General features: G+C 60.7%; 21 protein-coding genes and 1 pseudogene. 6 read left to right on the top strand and 16 right to left on the bottom strand.

Translation table 11 applies throughout. The annotated features are described in order from the left end of the window. Nucleotides 1-136: 136 nt before the first annotated feature. Complete coding sequence (locus tag ACH79_RS29640) at nucleotides 137-1,855, bottom strand: adenylate/guanylate cyclase domain-containing protein (RefSeq protein ID WP_246738741.1); 1,719 nt, start codon at nucleotides 1,853-1,855, stop codon at nucleotides 137-139. A gap of 196 nt (nucleotides 1,856-2,051) precedes the next feature. Next, a complete protein-coding gene (locus ACH79_RS29635) occupies nucleotides 2,052-2,696 on the bottom strand; it encodes a TetR/AcrR family transcriptional regulator (RefSeq protein WP_246738191.1) in 645 nt (214 codons plus the stop codon). A 128-nt stretch (nucleotides 2,697-2,824) separates the two neighbouring features. On the opposite strand from ACH79_RS29635, the gene ACH79_RS29630 reads away from it, so the two are divergent. The 3 genes from ACH79_RS29630 (at nucleotide 2,825) to ACH79_RS29620 (ending at nucleotide 7,090) form a co-directional block, all read left to right on the top strand. Beyond that, entirely contained in the window at nucleotides 2,825-4,036 is a 1,212-nt protein-coding gene (locus ACH79_RS29630; protein ID WP_161854087.1) for an HlyD family secretion protein, read from the top strand. A gap of 4 nt (nucleotides 4,037-4,040) precedes the next feature. After that, a complete protein-coding gene (locus tag ACH79_RS29625) occupies nucleotides 4,041-5,663 on the top strand; it encodes a DHA2 family efflux MFS transporter permease subunit (protein ID WP_161854086.1) in 1,623 nt (540 codons plus the stop codon). A 713-nt stretch (nucleotides 5,664-6,376) separates the two neighbouring features. Continuing rightward, a complete protein-coding gene (locus ACH79_RS29620; RefSeq protein ID WP_161854085.1) occupies nucleotides 6,377-7,090 on the top strand; it encodes a recombinase family protein in 714 nt (237 codons plus the stop codon). A 45-nt stretch (nucleotides 7,091-7,135) separates the two neighbouring features. On the opposite strand, the gene ACH79_RS29615 is transcribed toward ACH79_RS29620, so the two are convergent. Together ACH79_RS29615 and ACH79_RS29610 are read right to left on the bottom strand one after the other, a co-directional pair. Then, complete coding sequence (locus ACH79_RS29615) at nucleotides 7,136-7,354, bottom strand: hypothetical protein (protein WP_161854084.1); 219 nt, start codon at nucleotides 7,352-7,354, stop codon at nucleotides 7,136-7,138. Beyond that, nucleotides 7,311-7,604, bottom strand: a complete 294-nt coding sequence (locus tag ACH79_RS29610) for a hypothetical protein (protein WP_161854083.1) — start codon at nucleotides 7,602-7,604, stop codon at nucleotides 7,311-7,313. The genes ACH79_RS29615 and ACH79_RS29610 overlap by 44 nt, the downstream gene beginning before the upstream one ends. Before the next feature lie 172 nt (nucleotides 7,605-7,776). On the opposite strand from ACH79_RS29610, the gene ACH79_RS29605 reads away from it, so the two are divergent. Continuing rightward, entirely contained in the window at nucleotides 7,777-7,998 is a 222-nt protein-coding gene (locus ACH79_RS29605) for a hypothetical protein (protein ID WP_161854082.1), read from the top strand. A 336-nt stretch (nucleotides 7,999-8,334) separates the two neighbouring features. Here ACH79_RS29605 and ACH79_RS29600 read toward each other — a convergent pair whose 3' ends face one another. The 11 genes and pseudogenes from ACH79_RS29600 to ACH79_RS29550 all read right to left on the bottom strand — a co-directional run bounded on the left by ACH79_RS29600 (nucleotide 8,335) and on the right by ACH79_RS29550 (nucleotide 18,856). Continuing rightward, nucleotides 8,335-10,413, bottom strand: coding sequence for an AAA family ATPase (locus ACH79_RS29600; protein WP_161854081.1), 2,079 nt, complete (start codon nucleotides 10,411-10,413; stop codon nucleotides 8,335-8,337). A gap of 147 nt (nucleotides 10,414-10,560) precedes the next feature. Beyond that, entirely contained in the window at nucleotides 10,561-11,208 is a 648-nt protein-coding gene (locus tag ACH79_RS29595; protein ID WP_161854080.1) for a hypothetical protein, read from the bottom strand. A 64-nt stretch (nucleotides 11,209-11,272) separates the two neighbouring features. Further along, nucleotides 11,273-12,031 carry a PD-(D/E)XK nuclease family protein gene (locus ACH79_RS29590; RefSeq protein WP_161854079.1) on the bottom strand — a complete coding sequence of 253 codons (759 nt, stop codon included), beginning with the start codon at nucleotides 12,029-12,031 and terminating at the stop codon, nucleotides 11,273-11,275. Next, nucleotides 12,028-12,594 carry a class I SAM-dependent methyltransferase gene (locus ACH79_RS29585; protein ID WP_161854078.1) on the bottom strand — a complete coding sequence of 189 codons (567 nt, stop codon included), beginning with the start codon at nucleotides 12,592-12,594 and terminating at the stop codon, nucleotides 12,028-12,030. Before ACH79_RS29585 ends, ACH79_RS29590 begins: the two co-directional genes overlap by 4 nt. Continuing rightward, the gene (locus tag ACH79_RS29580; RefSeq protein ID WP_202639061.1) at nucleotides 12,588-12,893 is read right to left on the bottom strand and encodes a hypothetical protein; all 306 of its coding nucleotides are present in this window, start codon (nucleotides 12,891-12,893) and stop codon (nucleotides 12,588-12,590) included. Before ACH79_RS29580 ends, ACH79_RS29585 begins: the two co-directional genes overlap by 7 nt. A 103-nt stretch (nucleotides 12,894-12,996) precedes the next feature. Beyond that, nucleotides 12,997-13,566 carry a hypothetical protein gene (locus ACH79_RS29575; protein WP_161854077.1) on the bottom strand — a complete coding sequence of 190 codons (570 nt, stop codon included), beginning with the start codon at nucleotides 13,564-13,566 and terminating at the stop codon, nucleotides 12,997-12,999. A gap of 161 nt (nucleotides 13,567-13,727) precedes the next feature. Further along, complete coding sequence (locus tag ACH79_RS29570; protein ID WP_161854076.1) at nucleotides 13,728-14,981, bottom strand: site-specific integrase; 1,254 nt, start codon at nucleotides 14,979-14,981, stop codon at nucleotides 13,728-13,730. Between the two features lie 686 nt (nucleotides 14,982-15,667). Then, nucleotides 15,668-16,030, bottom strand: a complete 363-nt coding sequence (locus ACH79_RS29565; protein WP_161854075.1) for a helix-turn-helix transcriptional regulator — start codon at nucleotides 16,028-16,030, stop codon at nucleotides 15,668-15,670. Beyond that, complete coding sequence (locus ACH79_RS29560) at nucleotides 16,030-16,692, bottom strand: SRPBCC family protein (RefSeq protein ID WP_161854074.1); 663 nt, start codon at nucleotides 16,690-16,692, stop codon at nucleotides 16,030-16,032. Before ACH79_RS29560 ends, ACH79_RS29565 begins: the two co-directional genes overlap by 1 nt. A 114-nt stretch (nucleotides 16,693-16,806) precedes the next feature. After that, nucleotides 16,807-18,050, bottom strand: a pseudogene (locus ACH79_RS29555) (serine hydrolase domain-containing protein). Nucleotides 18,051-18,262: 212 nt separating this feature from the next. Further along, nucleotides 18,263-18,856, bottom strand: coding sequence for a TetR/AcrR family transcriptional regulator (locus tag ACH79_RS29550; RefSeq protein ID WP_161856640.1), 594 nt, complete (start codon nucleotides 18,854-18,856; stop codon nucleotides 18,263-18,265). 161 nt (nucleotides 18,857-19,017) lie between these two features. On the opposite strand from ACH79_RS29550, the gene ACH79_RS29545 reads away from it, so the two are divergent. Continuing rightward, the gene (locus ACH79_RS29545; protein ID WP_161854073.1) at nucleotides 19,018-19,416 is read left to right on the top strand and encodes a RidA family protein; all 399 of its coding nucleotides are present in this window, start codon (nucleotides 19,018-19,020) and stop codon (nucleotides 19,414-19,416) included. 496 nt (nucleotides 19,417-19,912) lie between these two features. Here the strand turns inward: ACH79_RS29545 and ACH79_RS29540 are convergent, their stop codons facing one another. After that, nucleotides 19,913-20,809: a LysR family transcriptional regulator gene (locus tag ACH79_RS29540; RefSeq protein WP_161856639.1), complete on the bottom strand. Its 897-nt coding sequence runs from the start codon at nucleotides 20,807-20,809 to the stop codon at nucleotides 19,913-19,915. A 293-nt stretch (nucleotides 20,810-21,102) separates the two neighbouring features. Here ACH79_RS29540 and ACH79_RS29535 point away from each other — a divergent pair, with 293 nt between their 5' ends. Then, entirely contained in the window at nucleotides 21,103-21,837 is a 735-nt protein-coding gene (locus ACH79_RS29535) for an SDR family NAD(P)-dependent oxidoreductase (RefSeq protein ID WP_161854072.1), read from the top strand. Nucleotides 21,838-22,003 lie beyond the last annotated feature (166 nt).

Raw genomic sequence — 22,003 nt, 5'->3', positions numbered from 1 at the left:
CAGATCGGCCGGCAGGCTTGGCTTCAAAGCGGACATTGCAGCTCTACTAGCGAATGTCAGCTTTGGGCCCCCATTAGCGGAAGTAGCGCTGGTTCGATCACCTCGTCGCCAACGGCGAGCGCCTTGGCCGGGATGATCACTCGGGCAGCCCGGCTTTTCGCAATCCTTCTTCATATCGCGCGACGTCTTCGGCACGTCGAAAAGGGCCATGCACGTCTTTGAGATTGGAAAGGCGCGTGGGGCTCAGTTCTCGCAGCCGAGCCACTGCCTCGTGTGCTTGCTCCGGCCGCCCGGCCATTGCGTTGCTTGCGGCGCTGATACGTAATCCCGGTAGATAGTCCGGGCTGCACTGCAATGCCATTACCGCCCATGACGCCGCTTCGTCATAGCGGCCCACAAAGAAATGTGCATTCGCGGTCCCGGCTCGCATTGCCATCAGCCACGGGTCAACTGGGCTCAAGCGCATGGCACGTGCGAAGCGCTCGATCGCCGTTTCCGGCTCGCCGAGCCAAATTTTTATCCAGCCGCCGAAATTCCATGCCTCGGCCAAATTGGAATTAAGCACAAGCGCGCGATCGACTAAGCCGGCGCCTACCCCGAGATCCCGAACAACAAACGCTAACGCATTCCCGCTAGCGGCGAGCGCGATCGCGTCATCTTTGCCTAACTCAACCGCTCGTTGGGTGAGCCTCTTCACTTCGGTAATCGAGTTCGCTGTGTCCGGAATCCAGCCATTGATCTTGGCGATGACGTAGCAAAAGGCTGCACGACCGTAGGCGGACGCAAATTCCGGATCGAGCTCGATTGCGCTGTTGAACAGCCGCAATGCCTCGTCGTTCGCTTGCCGGTTGCCAAATTGATAAAACCTGGCCAAGCCGCGCAAATAGAGGGCATAAGCGTCGAGACTCGCGGTTGGCTTGCGCTTGGCGCGCTCGATCTCAGCTTTTTCTACCGCTGGCGCGATCGCCCCGACCACGCTCTCGGTCACCTGGTCCTGCAGGTCGAAGATGTCGCCGAGCCCACCATCAAACCGATCGGCCCAAAGATGTGCTCCAGTGGCGGCATCGACCAGTTGTCCCGTGATGCGTACTCGATTTGCCGCCTTGCGAACGCTTCCTTCCAACACGTAGCGCACCCCAAGCTCGCGCCCCGCCTGCTTCACATCGACGGCGCGCCCCTTGTAGGTGAAGCTGGAGTTTCGGGCGATGACAAACAGCGCCTTGAACCGGGACAGCGCCGTGATGATGTCCTCGGCCATTCCATCGGCAAAGTATTCCTGTTCCGGATCGCCGCTCATGTTCTGAAACGGGAGCACGGCGATGGACGGCTTGTCGGGGGGCGGGAGGACCTGAGGTTGGCTCATAGCCAGACCTGATTTTACCGCGGAAGTGCCGTGACCAGTCAGCCGTACCCGCCACGCTCGCATCGGCTCAGCTATATTTCTAAGGGACTGCTGTCCCATATCATCACAGGCGATCTCGACCTTGCCTCGAACCTGCCGATAGGCATCATCGGATATGCAGATCCCGCCCGGTTCGGCGATGCCTTCAAGGCGAGCAGCAATATTGACGCCGTCGCCGAAGATATCATTATCATCAAAAATGATATCACCGACATGAATGCCGATGCGGAATTCGATCCTTTGATCCTGCGGCACGGCAGTATTTTGCTCGGCCATGCTGCGCTGGAATTCAACCGCGCCGCGCACCGCATCGACGGCGCTGGCAAACTCGACCAGCATTCCGTCGCCCGTCGTCTTTACGATGTGACCGCGATGCGCCGCGATTGCGGGCTCGACAAGCGCTGTTCTAATCGACTTTAACTGGGCTAGCGTACCTTCCTCGTTGGCACCCATCAGCCGACTATATCCGGCGATGTCCGCCGCAAGAATAGCCGCCAGTCGCCGTTCCACGCGCTCTTCGCTCAAGACGCACCTCGGCCGAGAAATCAAATAACTATTTAGCAGAAAAGCAAGCCGGTGTCCGATTGCCCAATGTCCGAGATCGGTCATTCGCAACCCAATTGAACCTAACGGTCTCGGTGCCAAACCATCATCGGCCCGATCGCCGGCAACCCCTCAGGAACAGGTAGGCAACGACCTGTGCGCGCCGCTCTAATTCCTTGCGGCCCGGCACGGGCGCGCGGCCGAACATCGCGGCGCGCTGCGGCTGGAAGACAAGCATGCCGAGCAGCATGCCGGCAGCCTCAGGGGCATTGTCGATCTCGATCAGGCCGCGTTCGGCTTGCGCCTTCAGCCAGTTCGCCAGCGTGTTCTCCGTGCGCCGCATTGCCTTTTGATAGAACGTCTCTGCGATCTCTGGGAATTGCTCGCTCTCGCCGAGGATCATGCCCTGAAGCGCGATGACTTCCTTGTCCAGAATCAGCTCGCCACAGGCGATCAGTGCTTCGCGCAGTGCCGCTTCGATATCGTTGCCGTCGCACGCCTTGAGCCGAACCACGGATGCGAAGCGGTCGATCCGGTCCGTGATCATGTCCTCGAACAGCGCCGCCTTGTTCGGGATCAGGCGGTACAGCGTCTTGGTGGAAATGCCTGCGCGCCGCGCCACGCCTTCCATATTGGTGGCCGCGTAGCCGCTTGAGGCGAATTCATGCCGCGCCGCCTCGAGGATGACGGCGCGCGTCTCCTCGTCCGACCGCGCCTGCGGCCGACCGCGGCCGCGCCGCGCTTCTCCCACTGAGCCTCTCGTCTTCGTGATCGCCATAGCGAGCCATGCCTTTAACTGATGACGGTCATTCCATTGACAGAAGCAATGTGGGCCCTATTTTGGAAAATATCAAGTTTCCAAATTAAACGGAGGGCGCCATGAGCACCCAATCCACCTCTCTCCAGGCTGTCCCGCAGCTTCCAGCTGAGTCCGCTCAAGAGCTGGTTCCGGCGGCCGATTCCGCGGTAGAAATCGCGATCCCGCTGCAAAAGCCCGCGACAAAAGGTCGAATCCGTCGTGTCTTGCTGGCAGGAGCCGCCGCCGCGCTGCTCGCAACCGCATCCTGGTATGGCTGGGATTACTGGACGGTGGGTCGCTTTCTGGTGTCGACCGATGACGCTTATGTGAAGGCCGACAACACGACGATTGCCCCGAAAGTCTCTGGCTACCTCAATCAGGTTCTCGTCGGCGATAACCAGCATGTGAAGGTCGGCCAGGTGCTGGCGCGGATCGACGACCGCGACTTCAAGGTCGCGCTCGATCAGGCCAAGGCCGATGTCGCCGCGGCGCAGGCCGCAGTCGAGAGCAAGCGCGCCCAGCTTGATGTGCAGCAGGCCGTGATCGCTTCGGCCAGGGCGACGTTGGATGTCGACACGGCAGCACAGGTTTTCACCGCCCAGGAAAACAAGCGCTACACCGATCTCTCCGCCACCGGCTATGGCAGCGTGCAGAATGCGCAGAACGCGCAAGCGCGCAACAACACCGCAATTGCCGCGATCGCGCGCGACAAGGCAAATCTAGCGTCAGCACAAAAACAGGTCGAACTGTTGAAGGCCGAGCTCGCACAGGCCGTCGCGGCTGCGGCGAAGGCCGATGCGGTGGAACGGCAGGCCGAGCTCAATCTCTCCTATACGACCATCAACTCACCGATCGACGGCGTGGCTGGCAATCGCACCCTGCGCGTCGGCCAGTTCGTGCAAGCTGGAACGCAGTTGATGTCCCTGGTGCCGTCACGTGGCGCCTATGTCATCGCGAATTACAAGGAAACCCAGCTCAGCGATGTGCGCTCGGGCCAGGCGGTCGATATCGAAATCGACATGTTCCCGGGCAAGACGGTGCACGGCCATGTCGACAGCCTTGCCCCAGCCAGCGGCCAGGAATTCGCGCTGCTGCCGCCCGACAATGCCACCGGCAATTTCACCAAGGTGGTGCAGCGCATCCCCGTCAAGATCGCCCTGGACAGTTCTGACATCGAACTGCGGCCCGGCATGTCGGTAATCCCGAGCATTCAGACCAAGGGGGCAACGGCAGCCGTCCCGCAGCACTCGCCTTCGAACCCCGCAATGGCGCAACTTGCTTCGCAAAGGTGATGCCATGTCCGACCTCTCCCTCACCGGCGGCGCACCGACGCCACGCGCGATATCAGCCGCAACCCTGACGCTCGTTCAACCTGATCGCGCCAGCCCTACTGTGTGGATTACGATCCTCGCCGCCATGATCGGCGCGTTCATGGCCATTCTGAACATCCAGATCACCAATGCCTCGCTGCTCAACATCGAGGGCGGTATCGGCACCGGCGTCGACAACGGCTCGTGGATCTCCACCTCCTATCTGATCGGTGAGATCGTCGTGATCCCGCTCACCGACTATCTGAGCCGGGTGTTTTCCTTCCGCAACATCATGCTGAGCTTTGCGAGCCTGTTCGCCACGTTCTCGGTTGCCTGCGCCTTCACCCACGATCTGCCGTCAATGATCGCCATGCGCGCGCTCCAGGGGTTTTTTGGCGGCGTGCTGATCCCGATGGCGTTCACGCTCGTCTTCACCAAGCTGCCGAAGGCGCAGCAGCCGATCGGCCTTTCTATGTTCTCACTGGCAGTGACCTTTGCGCCCGCGATCGGCCCCACCATTGGCGGCTATCTCACCGAGAACTACGGCTGGCAGACCATCTTCTTCGTCAACGTCGTGCCTACGGCGGTGATGGTCACGACGCTCTACTTCACGCTGGAGCGCCAGCCGCTTAACCTTGGTCTGCTGCGCGAGGGAGACTGGTTCGGCATCGCCACCATGGCGGTCGGCCTGTCGGCGCTGCAGGCGGTGCTGGAGGAAGGCAACAAGAACGACTGGTTCGGCTCGCCCTTCATCGTGAAGCTGGCGATCCTCGCCGCGGTTAGCCTCGCGCTATTCGTGGCCAACGAGTTGATCGTGGAAAAGCCATTGGTGCGTTTGCGGCTATTGACGCAGCGCAGCTTTGGCATTGGCACCATCTCGGCCGTCTTCGTGGGCTTCGCGCTGTTCGGATCGGTCTATCTGCTGCCGGCCTATCTCGGCCAGGTGCAGCGCTACAACGCCGAACAGATCGGCACCGTGCTGGCCTGGACCGGCCTGCCGCAACTCTTGCTGATCCCGCTGGTGCCAAAACTGATGCAGCGCTTTGACATCCGCTACATCGCGTTCGCCGGCATGGGCATCTTCGCCTTCTCGTCATTCATGAACACGACGATGTCGCTGAACTATTCCGGCGACCAGTTCTTCATTCCGAACATCGTTCGCGCCATCGGTCAGGCCCTCATGCTGACGCCCTTGAGCGCGATTTCGCTCGGCAGCGTCGCGCCGCAGGATGCGGCCGCCGCTTCCGGCATCTCAAACATGATGCGAAACCTTGGTGGCGCCATCGGCACGGCCATGCTCGCTACCATCGTCACCAAGCGCGAGCAGTTTCATTCCAACATCATCGGCCAGTCCGTCGATCTCGGTCGTGACGTGGTGCGCGACCGTATCGCATCGATGACGGAGTACTTCATGGCGCACGGCATGCCTGATCCGGCCGGCGCCCGCCATCAGGCGATCGTGGCGCTCGGCAACGCCGTGAAGCAGCAGGCGCTGGTGCTGGGATTCAGCGACGCCTTTGCGGTGATTGGCATCGTGCTGGTGCTGGCAGGTATCGCCATCCTGCTGACCGGCAAGCCGAAGGGCGTGGCAGCTAGTGGCGGGCACTAAGCGGCTGAAGCGCTACAGCAGACGTCGAGGTTCGTGGCCGTGATTGTCTGCTTTACTCCGCGAGCAGACATCGTCGGCTTAGCCGCCCATGTCTGAAGAGCAGGTGCAGCCAACTACCCTATGAAACCGGGCAGTTCCATCGGAGGGTTGCGGCCGAAAAGCAAAACAGCGTGGGGACACTCTAGATACCGCCCATGACTTGCCGCTTGAAATGCCGGATCAGCGCGGGCGCGAGATTTGCGGTGATGCACACGGACGTCGCCCCCAGATGTGATAGCCTCCCGCTCGCTCGGAAAGTCTCGAAAGGATGGGAAGCCCCAATGATGCGGCTGCCACAATGGATGGCGACAGTTTTCGAACCGATCAGACCCACGCCCGCACCAACCTCCATACTCGAGCGCGGGAACATGGGGCAGTAACCGGTACCAGTACCTGACGCGATTCAATCCCGCATCACCGCCCCCGGGGTCTCCCCCCACCCGCCCGCTTGCGCTCCCTCAGGCGCTCCCAAGGCTTTGCGACTGACGTCGCGCAGCACTCTCCATCGCCGCGATGGGGTCTTCGTGCGGATGCAGGATGTATATCTGAGCTGCAGCGCTAGCAGTGAGCTGAGTATCGATGAGAGCACCACAATTTCAATTGTAACTTAGGAAGGGCTGACTCAAAATGATCTAACGACCGTTACATCAAATTGTGTTTTGGGGCTTTTGGTCATGACTGAGGGAAAATTTATCTCCTACTTGCGTGTCTCCACCGACAAGCAGGGCAGGAGTGGGCTTGGCATAGAGGCTCAGCGGCAGGCCGTTGAGCGTTACCTGAACGGTGGCCGTTGGACCGTTGCCGCTGAGTATGTCGAGACCGAGAGCGGTCGGCGGTCGGACCGTCCCAAGCTCGCAACCGCCCTCGCCCACGCCAAGGCCATCAGGGCCAAGCTAGTATTCGCGAAGTTGGACCGACTGACCCGCAACGTGGACCTACTACGATCCCTCGTGGCAAGCGACGTGGACCTTGTCTTCTGCGACCTTCCCAATGTCCCTCCTGGGCCTGTAGGGCGCTTCCTGCTTACGCAGATGGCCGCTGTAGCGGAGTTGGAGGCGGGTTTGATCAGCGAGCGCACCAAGAACGCGTTAGCGGCTGCAAAAGCCCGTGGCGTGAAGCTAGGTAACCCCAACGGGGCGCGAGCGCTCCGGGGCAAACAGGTTGGCAACGCGGACGCTGTGGCGTCCATCAAAGCCAAGGCCACCCAACGCGCCGCCGACCTGCGCGACATCGTTGACGACATTAAGCGCTCAGGCGTCACATCGGTGCGGAGCATTGCAGATGAGTTGCAGTCCCGGGGCATTCGGGCTCCTCGGGGTGACATATGGCATCCGACCGCAGTTGCCCGGCTGCTCGAACGCCTGAACAACACGGAATGTGCAAACTGAGGGAGAGGTGATGATTCCCATCACGCCCCAGCCGGTGGATAACAACTAGCTCTCGTCACTTTCCTTATCATCGCAAAAATGCCAGATCACGACATCCGCGCCTCGATCTTCGGGATGGGCCGCGTAGTGGCGCTGGCGCGCGGCATCAGGATCCTCGTCATACCCGCGAGGCACCGTCACCACCTTCCACGGGCGCGGCTGGCTCTGGCTCTCGATCCGGTCAACTGCTTGGGACAGTCGGTTGATGAAGGATGCGGTGACCATTGTGGTTGTCCATGTTACGCGACAGCACGACCAGTCGCTGTTGAACATCGGTCAGGACCTCGGCTTCAAGGCAGGCCCGGATTTCCTTCAATGCGTAGATGTACCGGGTCATTTCGTCGGACGCGATCCTTCCATTCAACGCGAGCCGATAAAGCCTCGCCATCTCTCCCCTCACCCCGACAAGCGTGTCCAGCGCCATCTTGTTGCGGGGTGATAGCACCTCGGCTTTTGGTTTCTGGTTCAATGACATCCGACCTGTCCACTCGGGGCAAACCAGCCTAACACAATTGACCCGGACAGCGAATGCTTCCAACCGACTGTCCAATTTGGACACTTGTCTCACCTGCCAACTAGCGCTACCGTTTTTCGCTCAGGGCAAGGCAAGGCTTGGCAAGGATCTTCAACTCTATTGAGGAGGTCCTATGCGAGAAGCATCTGAACTGAACCGCGAGCGACGGCTACGCCGGCGGCTCGCTATCTTTAGCTATCGCCTACTGAAAACGCCGGCGCGTTCGGCACTGCGTCGCCATCAACCTGTTGGCTATGCAGTGCTGCACGCGGTGACGAATGCCCAATTCCTCGGTCATCGGTTCTCAGCGACGCTCGAGGACGTTGAGCAGTTTGCAAATAAGCTTGAGCAGTAGGTCACTGGCGGTAGGGCGGGAGAAGCGCCCGCCCTACTTGCCACCTCCCCGATGAAGCTTCCGGTTGGCCGTCAGCGCCCCAATCGCGTCTGCTATCTGGACTCTAAATCATCAAAAAATCCAGGACGCTAACGCTACGCTAACGCTCCGAACGAACGCTCCTCCACAGGGGTGGAGCGTTCGTCGGCAAGTCGTTCAGGCGTGAACGATGAAATTTCAATAGGTTGACACCAATACGCTCTCGGCGTTCAGACCATCGTTCAGTGCGAACGAACGGCCTGCTTTTAGACCCCTCGTCGTTCAAGGCGATCGTTCACGTGGTTACAGGTGCAAAGGCTAGTCGTCATCGTCCTTCCAGCCAATCTCCCGCTTGCCCTTTGACGTGATCCGGTACTTGTTGCCGCGGCGCTCCAGTAGCTTCTCCTCGACCAGCCGACCACATATGGCGAATACCTTCGATTTCTGTGGTTTGCCGGTAGCGCCGACGAACCCGCAAATGATGGCGAGGTTGGCAATCGAGCTGTTCCGGTTAGCGGCGATCGCGCGCATAAGCATGTTCTCGTCGCTCTCCTGCTTGCCCTCTTCTACTTGCAGCTTGAACTCGGATATCGGCTTGGCCACGACCGATGGCATCAGGCGTCCCGCGGCGTCGATCACTCTGTCGCTATCGGCGATTCCCAGCTCGAACGTCATCGGCTCGAACGCCGGCCCCCGGAACTTGCCCTGCCAGTGCAGGGTGGTTTGGCGTTCGGCTGACGCCCAAAGCGTCAGGTTGCCGTCCACTTCGTTCAGGAAAGCACTGCCGCCCATCGGCAGCAGGTTGTCACGCGCGGCATGTTTCACGGGATGACAGTTGACCAGCACGGCGGGCTTACCCGGAAGGAAGGTCAGCTGCCTTAGCAGCCGGGCATACGCCCCCTGCTGAGAGTTGCTGTTGCTTTCATCGCCGGGGAAGTAGGCCGCCCCTGTGTCGACGATGACCAGGACGAGATCGCCGATCTTTTCTGCTTCGGCCCTGATCTCCGGCATCTTGGCGGCAATATCGATCACGCCGGCCACAAAACGCATCTTGAGGTCTTCCGCCTTGAACCCGTAGGCATCGGCCAGCACCAGGAATCGCGCCCTGATGTCGTCCGGATTCTCTCCAGCCAATAGCAGGACTGTCCCCTGCTTGACGTCGTTGCCGTGCATGGGCACGCCACGGGCTATCGCCTGCGCGACGTACATGGCGACTGCCGTCTTGCCGTGCCCCGTGCGTGCCGTCAGGCTGTACAGGTAGCCACGTTGCAGGATGCCGTCGACCAGATAGGCCGGCGGCGTGAAACCCGCCACGAACTGCTCCGCACTCAACAGAAGCGGTAGCGGCCGGCCGATATTGAGTTTGGATTCGTCCGGGAGCGGCTCAAATCCGAAGGGGTTCGGTTTCGGCTTACAGGCCTTCTCCGCCACCCTGCCTTCCCACCTTCTCATTAAGGCCTGCCACTTCTGCCAGAACAGCGTCCAGCCGCGGCCTTCCTGTTCCAGCAGTTCAGCCTTGGTCTTGCCCGGATCGGTCAGGCGGCTGACAACGAGGCTTTCGTAGATCAGATACTTCTCGAGTGCCTTCGTCCTCTGCTCGGCCTCGCCGGGCTTGATCGGGCAGTCCCGGTACCAATCGACCACAGCGGCATAGATCAGCCGGGTCATTTTCCATTCGCGCCCGTCCCGCTGGTGTCCGAACGCGTCGTAGTCGCCGCCAGATGAAGCTGTCTGCTCCCTGCGCGTGCCGCCACCCTTGTCGCCACCATGCTGGGCCACCAGCTCATCTATGGCGGTCAACAGCCATTCCGGCGCCAACGCGATCTCGATTTCATAGGGCGCACAGCCGACCGCCCACCGATATCGTTGGCCGCTCTCATGCAACGACGCCGGCAGCACCGCAAAGCCACCCTGCCCACGAATATCGACGCCGACGGGCGTCCTGTTGGTTGGGGCATGCCAGTCCGGACGGGCCCGAAACAGAATTTGTCGACCGCCGCCGCCGGTCTCCTGTCGACAAGTCTCCGGCTCTATGCCGCTATTGTGGACGGCGAGGATTCCGCACCACCATTGAGCGGCGGCCGGACCTTTCTGGTCGTCCAGATCGATCACAAACACGTTGCCGCTGGCCTGGCCGGTCAACATGCCCATATTGTCTCGGGCCGAGTGTTCGCCGACCGGGCCATACCAACGCGCAAATACTGGATCGGGAACTAGACCGCCCTGAAATTCCGCCCACTCAGAGAGCTTCGGTCGCTTCCACGATCCTCCCTTCGTTACCTCAGATGGAGCAAAGCATGGGATCACCTGCAGGCCGCAGGCGCGGTACATGGCAGCCCATTCCGCTGGGGTCGCGAAATCAGGATCAAATTCCGAAATCGAAGCGGGCCCCATCATGGCGGGCCCTTCCCGAACAACTGCACAAGGGAGGCATTTTTCGCTAAAGCCAAGGCGCACCTATGTGCGTTGCTCGGGAGTACACATCGCGGGAAACCTCAGAGGTGCCGGGGCCAGGTCGGGTGCAACCTTCCTGGCCCCACAGCGCTAGCCGAAGTCGTCGTCAACCTTCGGCGGTCCGGCACGCGTCGAGCCGGTAGCAGGCGGACTACCGTCAAGCCGCATCGCGGCCCGGTTGCCCAAATCACCGCACTCCTTCCACCCGACAATCACAAATGTCGGCTGATAGTTGGTCGACGATTTTTCACCCGCGCCGCTTTTAACGGCCTTCGTGCCTTCAAGGACCATGATGGGCAGTTCGCCGGGGTGCTCAGCCTTCTCTGCCTGATACTGCTCGTAGGCAGCCTCGATCCCAGCCAGAAATGCCTTGGCAGTGCCGGCCATCTCGCGGATCGGCTTGTCGCCGCAACAGTTTGCCGCAAGCCTGATCATCAACCTCACGCCGTTCTTATGCTCGGCGCTCGGTCGAGCAGGAAGTTCGTTACCAATCGGCACCATCTTGAAGTTTGGTGCGATGCCCGAAGCAAATCGAACCCAACCGGTCTCGATATGGTCAAAGCCGAAGATTGCCTTGAACGTTTGCGTGACGTCGACGGCCTCGCTCGCAAAGTTGCCGCTGCTGTCCTGAGTGCGATCCACTCTGAACATGCGGCCAGCGCGGGCGTCGTATTTAACAATCGGGGTGAAATCGCCACCATCGGACGGCGCAGTAGAAAAACCAAACGCGTTTGGCATTTCGCTCTCCATTTTTTGCTTCGATGGGGCCCGAAGCGGTGCCAATCCCGATCTCTGCGGGAATTCAGATTTGCCAGTGCTCGTAGGCGAGTTGTCTGGCGGGACCGCCCCAATAGAAGCTGTCCAGATCCGGAACTGTGATGCTCTTGAAAAATTCAGGATCATCCGAGAGCGCGAGAAAGTTCTCGATCCTCATCGCGATCCGACGAAGCGCTTCGCGATGCTCGCGGATGTTTTCAAGTTCATAGGTTTCGCATTTCTTCGGCGTGACGTAGGTCAGCCGCGCCGCCATATTGTCGGATGCTGCTGCGTAGAAAGCAGCCTGCCTCGCGTGCGAGACCTTGATCCGCGACGGCAATTTTTCGGCGGTCTTGAGATCAACGATGATTCCGTGCTGCGCCCATTCGAAATCAAAGAAGCCGATGACAGGCAGGCGCAGACCATCCGGCCTCCACTCGACGCGACCCTGCACGCTCGAGGGCACGCCGTATGGACGCAATTCCGCCAGCGCCTGACGAACCATGTCCGAGATTGTTTCGCGATACCTCTCGCGACGGGCATCGGGGGACAGCGCCGTGAGGGTGTCGTATCTGACGACGGCGACCTTGACGCATTCGTCGAGCGACGCGTCAGGGTTCATAAGGCCAAGCGTAACGCCCTCCTCGACGGCAACGCCACGGCGCGCCGGCGCCCCAGCGGGCTGCCGGACTCCCAGAATCTTCTCCAGCACCCACATTGCAGGGCTGGCGCAAAAAAGGGTGGTAGAGCTCGCCGAGTGATGATCGTAGTCGATGGTGTGCGTGCAGCGCTCTCCTGCGGTCACGACGCACCTCGGCGCCACGAGATCCGATCAAGTTCGGGTTTGCCCAGAAAACCGCGCTCCCAAACGAACCAAGCAAATGCCACCGAGTTGGAAGCACGATTTCCCGTCCAGCCGTCGCGGTGCATCATCGGCAAACGGTTGCGAAACACATGCACGCGAATGAGTCCGGCGCCTTCCAGCACGTCCTTGCGACACTCGCTTTCGTAGAACGTCAACCTCAGCAGCATGAACACGCGCGGGCAGAGGGTCAGGGCGTGTCGAACGAATGGCCGCGCCAAGCGGTACGGCGGATTCGTAACCACGGCATCGACGCCGTCGATCTCGGCCTGTTTGATGTCCAGGAAATCCTGCACACGGTCCTGACCGAGGCCGTAGTCGACGATGTCGTTCTCGACGACGGTGTGACCGGCGTTGCGCAGCACCTTGCTGATGGCGCCGCGACCACAGGCCGGCTCCAGGATCGTCTGCGGCAGCGGCTCGACGGCGAGAAGCGCACGAGTGGCTGCCTCGGGCGTTTCGTAGAGATCATTACCGCGCGCGGAATCGAGATGACGGATCAGCACGGCCGCCTCCCATCACCGATGTGTCCGGCGGTCTGGGCCGTGTCGGATGCAGGTCGATCGCCGACCCGGCGGCGGCTCTCCTGATTTTCCCGCGCGCGACGCCATTCCGCCGCAGATTCAAACGAGATCAGCGTGCGAGTTCCAACTTTCATCTCGCGCGGGCTTTCACCTTGCTTTTTCAGCTTGTAGAAGAATCCCTCACTGATGCCGTGCGCCTCGCAAAACTCCCGGATGCTGAACGCCAATCGCGGAGTTGGTGACGGCGCGACGGCAGCAAGCTCTGTGCGGGATTTCGGCATGCTCGGCTCCGCGTTCACCATGATCAGTGACATGGACAACCGGAGAGTATGCGTGGGCCACCGACACAAAAATGATGCGGACGATTTTCGTCGCCGACGAAATTTAATCGCTTGAATTTTCGTCGGTCAGGCCCGCCCCGAACACCGACCCCATAGCCTGCGACAATGGCGACGCCATTAATTGTTCGGCCAAACGCCGACGACGTTGTTCCACCCTACGTGCTTCTCGATCGCGAGTGATAAGGTTGGAATAGGTATAGGTGCGCCACTTATCCTTATTCTTTTGGAGCTCCTTAATGGCCTGCTCGTAATTCATTTTCTTGGATTGCCGCAGCGCATCAACATCGCGAATGAGTTCAATTCCCAAGCCGTCTTTCCAGGTCCGCTTGCGTCCGCGTCGCTTGTGACGAACTTGCATTCCCGGTACGTGTTCAGATGCAAGCCTTACGGCCAGATACATCCAGGCATCAGGCTCACCGGGATTGATCGAGTACCAATCGAACAACTGATCCATTTTGAGAAGTCGTTGTTCGAAGGCTCGCCGCTCTGCCTCGGCCTTGCTTCCACCAAGGCCACCCACACTACCCGCCACCGGCTCGTAAATCGGAGTAGCAAGCTCCCCAGCATATCTGCCCGGGAAGCTGGACTTGTTCGCCCGGCTTGTTTTACTCATCGCGTGCACCTCGCGAACGAGCACCGTTCAAGCGCGCGGAAACTGGCGGTGCGAGCCAGCCTGTCGGATGCCTCCTATCCGCGCTTGATGGTCAGCTTACGCTCCGGACGCCTCAACTCCAAGCAGATGACTTTGGGTTTCGAGCGGCTTGAGCGCGTTCCTCACCGCGCTATTGCGATTACATTGTCAGCATCTGGCGCCGGCTCTGACAACAGTCCGACGCGCGTGATGTCGTCGATGGAATGCTCGGTGATGTACTTCGAATAATGTTTTTCGATCATCGCGACGCTGGTGTTGTGCAGCGACGCCACCAGCCTGATTGGCACATTTCGCAGCAGCATGCGAACGATGCTGGAGTGTCGCAGGCAGTACATCGTCACCTCGGCGGGATCGAGGCCGATGCCGGTGACGACGTTGTCGACTTGGCGATGATAATTCTGGCCGGGATTCTTGTCCCAAGGGCTGCCGTCGCTTTGCAGCAGCAGCGGTGCGTCGCCAGCGCGGCCCTTCGCCGCTGCCTTCAATCTCAGCGCCAACGCTCGCGTGATGGGTACGCTGTAGCGTTCGATCTTCTTCGCACTGCGGTTTCTGCCGCCGCCCTTGGCCGACTTCGGCATCATCAACTTCGGCCGCAACGGATGATTGTGCAAATCCTCGACGCGGAGGCGGACGGCTTGGCTCGGACGTGCGCCAGTGATCGCCAAGGTATCGGTCAGTAGCCCGAATTGATGATCGACGCGATAGGCGGCGGCAATCAATTCGCGCACCTTGTCGTCGGAGATGATGACGTTGCGCACTTCCTGTGCGTTGGGCAGACCGGCAAGCCCGGTTTCCCAAGCATCCCGGTTCTGAACGCGCTTGTCGTGCTGCGCCGCCTGCTCCAGTGCGGCGCCCAAGCAGCGACAGAGCCGATTGATCGTGGCCGGGGCCATCGTGCCCAGGAGGCCGTCGCGCCACTTCTTCAACTCGGCGCTCGTCAGCAGCGCCACCGGCTTGCCCAGCAGCACGCTGGTGAGGTGCAAGCGCGGCCACTCGGCGTTATAGGGATTGGCCTCGCGCGCTTCCAAATCGCGCCTATAGGCCTTGAGCGCGCTATCGACGGTAGTCGGAGCGTTGTCGGGACCGCCGTCATCGCCGCGCGCCAGTTTCTTCGCGTGATCCTGCGCCTGATAAAACGTCAGCACGTTCTTGGCGTCCGCGTCCTCGAAATCGTCGGCTAGCGCAAACGCTTTGGTCCAGTATGCGCCGTGGCCATTGCTGGCTTTCAGCACCCAAGTCCCGTTGGTGTTGTTGCGGCGGTACATCAGCGCGATGCCCCGCGCGAGCGACGGGCCGCTGTAGGGCCTGCGGCGGATTTTCAATCGAAGCCGTGCACTGCGGCTTTCCAGCGCACTAAAACTCACCCTGCGTGCCATGTGATGCGTGTCCCCGTTCCCGCGAAGTGTCGCGATCGTGTCTGTGAAGGCCTATGGAGGCGTAGGACACGTTATGGGGATATTGCGCGAGCGATCAATGGCTTGCGGAGTCCACAGGGCTCCATAGAACTTCATGGGACTCTTTATTTTCCCTGCGCAATGGCTTTACGGCTTACTTCGCGCTCTTCCCGGAGAACGGCTCTTTTGCCTCCGTCGCCGGCGGGACACCGCGCTCGATCCGATAGGATCGATGCGCAACCGCCAACTTAACGCCAGCACCGCGGCGCCCGAACCACACGACTTCGCCGTACGCTGCCTTGCGCGTACGTCGAGCGCGCATTCAGCGTCCACCGCATCTCACCGCACGTTCGTGACGATCGCGAAGCGCCCCTCATCCGCCGTGAGACAGGCGGAGTTATGCGACTGATTTGGGTGAGAACCAAAGCAGAATATTTTTGATTCCCGGACTTGACACGTTTTCTGAAAATCAGAAGTGATTTGCCACGATGCTGTAGGATGGGCAAAGCGAAGCGTGCCCACCATTTCGAGCGAGGCTCAAGATGGTGGGCACGTCGCTATCGCTCCTTTGCCCACCCTACAAGAACAACCGTAGCCCGCATGAGCGCCAGCGATATGCAGGAACACTGTCCGGGGGTCGCGCCTGCCAGGCAACGAGTAAGCAGATTCTAGGCCCTCTTCCCGGTCCGTTTGGTCACCGGTGCATTCCGCCGCTCCCGTTTGCCCCGTGCGATCTCCGTCGCCAGCGCGTCCAGCTTTGGCTCCCAGAAATTCCTGAACTGACCGATCCATGCATCCACGCTCTGAAGCCCCGCAGAGTCCACCGAATAGAGTCGCCTTTGCGCCTCCGCGCGAACCCTAGCAAAGCCGCTCTCGCGCAGCACCTTGAGGTGCTGCGACACGGCCGCCTGCGTGATCCCGAACTCGGCTCCGATTGCGTCCACAACTTCACCGGACGCCATTTCCCTGGGGCCGAGCAGTTCGAGGATGCGACGGCGCACCGGATCGGCGAGGACTTCGAAGACGTGCATCAGCTTCCTGTGCCCGGGTGCGCGATGTCAGGCGGCATCTCGCCGCGATAGAAAGCGATGGTACGGTCCGACCGTTCCTTCGCCGACGCCGGATCGACCCCGCTCGCGACATGCGCCGCGCGCCAAAACTCGCCGCTCTCGGTCATGAACCCCTTGCCTTCAGGTGAGCCCATCCATGCCTCGGCTGTCTCATGATCGACCGACGCTCCGGTCGCAAGATAGCGCTCAAGTCCCGCAAGGGAGAGGTCCCAACCGATACCCACCGCGCCTGGACCGAACTGGTTCCAATGATCCTCAATGATCGCGGTGTGCTCCAGGGTCAACCGTGCCTGGCTGCGCTCTGCCGCCAGCTGGACGTCGATCCAGCTCGTCGCGCCTCCGAATTCCCACGTCGCTGCAAAATGACTGGGCGGCGTACACGCCGTGATGGTCCCGCCTGCATTGCCCTTCAGCTGGTACTTTCCGCCCAACTGGAGATCTCCCTCGATCGGCAAGAACCAGCGCGGGATGCGTTCCTTGCTGGTCAGCGCGTCCCAGAGATCATCGACATCAGTGTCGTAAAGCCGTGTCAGCGTCACTGCGCTCGCTGCTTTGCCGTCCTTCTCAAAATTGCGCACCGAGCGCGTGACAAGCCCCAACACCCTCGCGACGTCGATCTGCATCCTGTCCTCCTTGTCGTTTGAGGCAAGAAATATCGGTACGAGCTTATATAAGTCAAGACTTATATTATGGTTGCGGCGGACCGTTTCGGTTGCCGATGCGCCTCGCCAACTGCGTCAGCCTCCCGCCATCAGGTCCTTTGCCAGCGCCATGTAAGCCGGCAGCGTCACAGGGTCGTTGGCGGCGTTGCCCGCGGCCGGATGCGAGGCATAGCGGACGATCACCATCTCGGCTTTCGGATCTATATAGATGCCCTGCCCGTGAACGCCGCGCGCCATATAGGCGCCGTGCGCATTGTGTGTCACCCACCACTGGTTCCGGTACGACGCGCCGGGCAATGTGGTATAGCCGGCCGGTTTGAATTTTGCGGGATCGCCGCCGCGCGTGGTGTCCTCGACGACTTGAGACGGCACGATCTGGCGGCCGTTGAAGCGGCCGTGATTGCGGATCGTTTCGCCGAAGCGGGCCAGATCGCGCAGTGTCGTCGAAAGCCCGCCGCCGCCGCTTTCGGTGCCGATGCGGTCGACGTGATAATGCGCGTCCTCTTCCGCGCCCATCGGAATCCAGATGCGCTCCGATAAGAGATCGGACAGCGTCATTCCGCTCGCCCGCCGGCAGATCCAGGCCAGCACGTCCGAATTGACGGTCTTGTACGCGAAGGCCTTGCCGTGCTCACCCTGCTTCTTCTGCGCACACAGGAAATCGAAAATGTTGGTTGCGCCCTCATAGCCCGGCTCGATCGGCGCCATGCCATTCGCCCGCCGCAGCCCAAACACGCCGGAGTTCTTGTCGGTATAGACCTCGGTGTATTCGAGGCCGGTGGTCATATCCATCGCCTCGTGCACGCGCGCATCAGCGAACGCACTGGTCTTCAGCTCCGGCACATAATCCGTGATCGGCGCCTGCGGATCGATCTTCCCCTCCGCGACCAGAATGCCGGCGAGCGTGCCGGTGAACGATTTCGTCACCGACATCGCAATATGCGGCTTGTGCGGCTTCAGCGCGCCGAAATAGCGCTCATAAATCAGCTTGCCCCGGTGCAGCACGGCGATGCCGTCGGCATAGGTCTCCTCGAGCATACGCGCAAACGTCATCGGCCGCCCGTCCATGGTGATCGAAGCGGATGTGCCAATGTCATGATCTTCGCGCGGCAACACCGACGCAGGCCCTGCCCCGCGCCAGACGTTCACTGTCGGCACCAACTGGCGGATATTGCTCCGGGGAAGCTGCGGAACGAACCGTTCTGGAACGTGATGGTCTTGTCCGGCGGCGGCGGAAAGCCCTGCATCCAGCCAAGTGATTGCGGATCGGATTCGGCGGCGGTTGCAGGATGTTGGCTGGTGGCGGTCGCGGCGGACATCGAGGATCACTCCAGAGAGGCGATGCCGGTGTCGTACCATGGGGTCACGCGGCGCACATCCCGCGTTTGTGCCGGGGTGATCGTCGCCGCAAGCGGTTGCGGACTCAGCATGTGGGACGGATTAGCGATAGCGTAACCCGCCATCGCGAGCATAACTGAACGAAAGGATGCGGTGGATTACGCCTCCGGCTAATCCACCCTACGAGCTGAAGTCACTCCGGCTTTGCAAGCAATCCTGTGGCCAAGCAACGAAAGGCCTCGACGGCTTTTGGCAAAACATCTTCCGGATCGTCGCTCGCTGCAACCCAGAGGGCAGCATTGAGAGCGGCTCCATTCAAAAGCCGCGCTGCGGCCTCTGTGTCCACTGACTTCAGAATTCCTTGTGCGATCAGCCGCTCCACGGTCTCCTTTGTCGCCTGCAAGCAACTGTTTTGACTCGGCCAGTGTGATGGATCTCCGAGGACCGCCGGCCCGTCGAGCAATACAATACGCCGGACTTCAGGATCGAGCGCCATCTCGATATAGGCCGCCCCCTCAGCCAGCAGACCGTCCCAATCGTCCCCCGCTTGGGCGCCCATCTCGCGCGCCCGCGCAGCCATCTCCGCGTCGATCTGGTGAACTGCAGCAGCCAGCAGCCCGCGCTTGTCCCCGAAGTTGTGGTAAAGCGCCCCTCGCGTCAGCCCCACTTCGGCGGTCAACTCATCCATAGAGGCGGCAGAATATCCCTTTTCGGCGAAGGCCTTTCGTGCGGCCGCGATCAGCTTCGCACGGTTCTCTTCCATCATCTCGGCGCGCCGCTTCGCCATCATCGTTGCCCGCATCCACATACGCGACGTATATGAGTTGACATACGCCGCGTATGTCTCTATCTCACATACGCCACGTATGTCAAACGACGCAGCGCGTGTGGATGCTCGATGTTTCGGTCCACGGCTCGCGCAACCAAACAATGAAAAGGAATTACAAGATGGCCCAGCGCGAAGCGATTTTTCCGACCGGCAGGCATGCGCTCTACGAGGCACATGGCTATTCCGCTGCGATCCGTTCCGGCGAGCTTCTCTTTGTCTCCGGGCAGGTCGGCAGCCGTTCCGATGGAACCCCCGAACCTGATTTCCGACGCCAAGTGGTATTGGCCTTTGACAACCTGCGGGCAACGCTGGAAGCAGGCGGCTGCTCCTTCGACGATATCGTCGATGTGACCACATTTCACACAGATCCCCAAAACCAGTTCGAGACCATTATGGCCATCAAGAACCAGATCTTCGACGCTCCGCCCTACCCCAACTGGACGGCGATCGGCGTAAACTGGCTTGCTGGTTTTGATTTCGAAATCAAGGTGATCGCTCGCATTCCCGAAAAGGCATAGCGTCACTGCCAAGCGGCCGTATTCGAAATAGGCTGGCACAACTACTGCCGGGCTACGTGGCAGCGAAAAATCGCCACCGAACCTACGCTATTGCCTCCGATACCCCCCTACTCCCACTCGATTGTTCTGAAGCATCATAAGGCATTGGTCCATCGAGGCAAATCTTCCGCTGACGACGAAGAACCGTATCCTGGATCCGTCATAAATTCTCGCTCTTGCATTCAAAGGAGAATTTCGGCGATCCGCGATTTGCTCGGTTTCAAAGACTATCGATATCGATTGGTCGATTTTCCTCGGAGTTCTCCGCAAAAGCGAGGTCTCCAGCTTGCAAAAAAAGACCGTCAGCGATGGTGAAGTCCGTCGCCGTCAGTAGTGTGGCCCTCGCGCCGGGTTGCGATACGGCGCAACATTCGCGGATTGAACGACGCCGCTTCAAGCGATCGCAGCTCGGCTTCCGACCGGATTATGGCAAGCGTCGCCGGCCACTTGCCGCGCGTCAGTCGCGCGATATGGACAGCCCCGCGAGAAGCGGAGCGTACGCGGCGAGCCTGCGGGATACGAACTCAGTGAAGAGCCGCACGCGCTTCGTCTTGCGTGTCTCCCCCTGGGTGAGAAGCCAGAGCGTTCCGTACATGTGCAGGTCGGTGCCCGGCACCCTCACCAGCAGGGGGTCGGCATCTCCGACGAAGCACGGCAGTGTCGTGATCCCAAGCCCTTGCTGTACCGCAACGAGTTGCGCCTCGGCGTCCGTGGTCCTGAACGGACCCCCCATGGTGCGAACCTCACCCTCGCTGGCCCAATCCGGAATTCCATGAATGCTTATGACGATCCACCGGATGGGATCAGGCGCGCCCGCACGCCACGCGGCTAGTCGATCGCGGGACATGTAGACGCCGCCGAACAGCTCCGGTCCCTTCAGGCCGTGAAGATTGAGCGGCAGGGTTTTGCGGTCGTAGACGACGCGGATCGCCACGTCGGCCTCTCGGTTGGTCAGATTGGCGAGCTCGCCGGACGACAAGATTTCCATCTCGATGTCCGGATGCAGACGCGCGAAATCGGCGAAGTCCGGCATGAGCAGGTGTGTCGCGAGGGGCGGCGCCAGCGTCACCCGCAGAAGCCCGCGCACGCTCTGATCGCGCCCGAAGACGCGCGTCTCCAGCAGGTGCGACGACGCTTCCATCTGGTCCGCGAACTCGAGGACCTCCTCGCCCGCAGCCGTCAGGCGGTAGCCCGAAGGCAGCTTTTCGAACATGTGCACCCCGAGGCGTTCCTCGAGCTGGGCGATGCGTCGCAGCACGGTCGAGTGGTTCACACCGAGGCGCTCGGCGGCAGCCCGCACCGAGCCTCCACGCGCGACGGCAAGAAAGTAGCGAACGTCATCCCAGTCGATCATGGTGCAATCCGGCACCGCCGGGTTTGCCTTCGAAAGCTCCAGTCCAACACCATCGAACATCCTCTCCAATGCTGGGTAGCACGGGCAGGTGATCACTGACTACGCCGACAAGCACGGCGCAATTCCGAACGGCGGACACCGATCGTCGCGGCTGGCGTCAGCCGCTCAGCCGGATCGATTTCGCACCACCCATGTGCGCGCTTCCGCACTGAACGCCTGACGCCGGCAGATCTATCTCGAGGCTCTCGGGGACCTCCCCGAACGACCAAAGACGGAGTCTGAAAGGAAAAGTCATGGGAAAGCTTGAGGGTAAGGTTGCAGTCATCACGGGTGGATCGAGCGGTATGGCGCTGGCGAGCGCCAGGCGGTTCGCTGAAGAAGGCGCCTATGTTTTCATCACGGGCCGAAGGCAGGAGGCGCTCGACGAGGCGGTCAAGCTGATTGGCCGGAACGTGACCGGCGCGCGCGGCGACGCGGCCAATCTCGACGACCTCGACCGTCTGTTCGACACGGTCAAGCGGGAAAAGGGCAGGATCGACGTCCTGTACGCGAGCGCCGGCATGGGCGAAGCCGTCCCACTGGGCGAAATTACCGAGCAGCATTTCGATGCTGCCTTCGGCCTGAATACGCGCGGCACGCTGTTTACGGTTCAGAAAGCCTTGCCGCTGTTCAACGATGGCGGATCGATCTTCATGACCGGGTCAGTTGCTTCGGTGAAAGGTTTTCCTGGTTACGGCGTGTATTCGGCGAGCAAGGCGGCGTTGCGCTCATTCGCACGCACTTGGCTCAACGAACTGAAGGGCAGGAATATCCGGGTGAACGTGCTGAGCCCGGGGCCGATCGCCACACCGATGCAGGACCAAGTTCTCACAGAGGAGGCGAAGCGGATGTTCGAATCTCTGATCCCGCGGGGAAAGATGGGTCGTCCTGAGGAAATTGCGGCGGTCGCGCTGTTTCTTGCTTCAGACGATTCAAGCTTCGTGAATGGGGTGGAGTTGTCTGTCGACGGCGGCTTCTCGGCCATCTGAAATCGCGCCCGATCGCCGGAAGTGGCTGACCGTCCGGCCGCGCGGGAGTCGTTCACGGCAGGACGTCTACGCGTCAATTCAGGAATTCGAACCGATGACGCGCATCGCTGCGGTGGCGGTCCGAATATCTCGCGAAGGTCGCCATGCAGCGAAACGGATAACCCAG

It is taken from the genome of Bradyrhizobium sp. CCBAU 051011 (genome assembly GCF_009930815.1).
Lineage (GTDB): Bacteria > Pseudomonadota > Alphaproteobacteria > Rhizobiales > Xanthobacteraceae > Bradyrhizobium.
This window is presented reverse-complemented; position numbering and strand designations above follow the sequence as displayed.

Excerpts from the sequence above, each read along its gene's own strand:
- ACH79_RS29640 (WP_246738741.1), bottom strand. The coding sequence starts at position 1,855 with ATGGGTGCCAACGAGGAAGGTACGCTAGCCCAGTTAAAGTCGATTAGA.
- ACH79_RS29630 (WP_161854087.1), top strand. The coding sequence starts at position 2,825 with ATGAGCACCCAATCCACCTCTCTCCAGGCTGTCCCGCAGCTTCCAGCT.
- ACH79_RS29625 (WP_161854086.1), top strand. The coding sequence starts at position 4,041 with ATGTCCGACCTCTCCCTCACCGGCGGCGCACCGACGCCACGCGCGATA.
- ACH79_RS29620 (WP_161854085.1), top strand. The coding sequence starts at position 6,377 with ATGACTGAGGGAAAATTTATCTCCTACTTGCGTGTCTCCACCGACAAG.
- ACH79_RS29615 (WP_161854084.1), bottom strand. The coding sequence starts at position 7,354 with ATGGTCACCGCATCCTTCATCAACCGACTGTCCCAAGCAGTTGACCGG.
- ACH79_RS29610 (WP_161854083.1), bottom strand. The coding sequence starts at position 7,604 with ATGTCATTGAACCAGAAACCAAAAGCCGAGGTGCTATCACCCCGCAAC.
- ACH79_RS29605 (WP_161854082.1), top strand. The coding sequence starts at position 7,777 with ATGCGAGAAGCATCTGAACTGAACCGCGAGCGACGGCTACGCCGGCGG.
- ACH79_RS29600 (WP_161854081.1), bottom strand. The coding sequence starts at position 10,413 with ATGATGGGGCCCGCTTCGATTTCGGAATTTGATCCTGATTTCGCGACC.
- ACH79_RS29595 (WP_161854080.1), bottom strand. The coding sequence starts at position 11,208 with ATGCCAAACGCGTTTGGTTTTTCTACTGCGCCGTCCGATGGTGGCGAT.
- ACH79_RS29580 (WP_202639061.1), bottom strand. The coding sequence starts at position 12,893 with ATGCCGAAATCCCGCACAGAGCTTGCTGCCGTCGCGCCGTCACCAACT.
- ACH79_RS29575 (WP_161854077.1), bottom strand. The coding sequence starts at position 13,566 with ATGAGTAAAACAAGCCGGGCGAACAAGTCCAGCTTCCCGGGCAGATAT.
- ACH79_RS29570 (WP_161854076.1), bottom strand. The coding sequence starts at position 14,981 with ATGGCACGCAGGGTGAGTTTTAGTGCGCTGGAAAGCCGCAGTGCACGG.
- ACH79_RS29565 (WP_161854075.1), bottom strand. The coding sequence starts at position 16,030 with ATGCACGTCTTCGAAGTCCTCGCCGATCCGGTGCGCCGTCGCATCCTC.
- ACH79_RS29560 (WP_161854074.1), bottom strand. The coding sequence starts at position 16,692 with ATGCAGATCGACGTCGCGAGGGTGTTGGGGCTTGTCACGCGCTCGGTG.
- ACH79_RS29550 (WP_161856640.1), bottom strand. The coding sequence starts at position 18,856 with ATGGCGAAGCGGCGCGCCGAGATGATGGAAGAGAACCGTGCGAAGCTG.
- ACH79_RS29545 (WP_161854073.1), top strand. The coding sequence starts at position 19,018 with ATGGCCCAGCGCGAAGCGATTTTTCCGACCGGCAGGCATGCGCTCTAC.
- ACH79_RS29540 (WP_161856639.1), bottom strand. The coding sequence starts at position 20,809 with ATGATCGACTGGGATGACGTTCGCTACTTTCTTGCCGTCGCGCGTGGA.
- ACH79_RS29535 (WP_161854072.1), top strand. The coding sequence starts at position 21,103 with ATGGGAAAGCTTGAGGGTAAGGTTGCAGTCATCACGGGTGGATCGAGC.